The sequence below is a fragment of the Microbispora sp. KK1-11 genome, from assembly GCF_006874435.1.
GTDB lineage: Bacteria > Actinomycetota > Actinomycetes > Streptosporangiales > Streptosporangiaceae > Microbispora > Microbispora catharanthi.
This window is the reverse complement of record NZ_VIRJ01000171.1, coordinates 1-376: the sequence shown is the minus strand read 5'-3', so window position 1 is coordinate 376 and position 376 is coordinate 1. Positions and strand designations below refer to the sequence as shown.

Below are 376 nucleotides of genomic sequence, written 5' to 3'. Positions count from 1 at the left end.
ACACATCCCCCCGGCCACACCCCAGCTCACGCCCCGCCGACCGCAACAACCCCACCGCGTTGCCATGCGAGACCACCACCCCCTTCGGCCGCCCCGTCGACCCCGACGTATAAATCACATACGCCGCCGAACCGGGACCCACCCCGCCAGGCCCGCCCACCTCCTCCACGTCATCGACCAGCACGTCACCGGCCGGCACGTCACCGGCCAGGAGGTCGTCGACCAGCACCACCGGAGCCGGCATCGCCCCCCGAACCCGCTCATCCACCGACACCGACGACACCACCGCCACCACACCGGCATCGGCCGCCATGAACTCCAGCCGCTCCACCGGATACACCGGATCCAGCGGCACATACGCCGCCCCCGCCTTCAA

Annotated in this window: 1 protein-coding gene; it reads right to left on the bottom strand. The window is 70.7% G+C overall.

Annotated elements, in window-relative coordinates; all coding sequences use genetic code 11:
• Nucleotides 1–376 (bottom strand): AMP-binding protein (locus tag FLW16_RS43240; protein WP_142566745.1); only part of this gene is annotated, 376 nt, incomplete at both ends.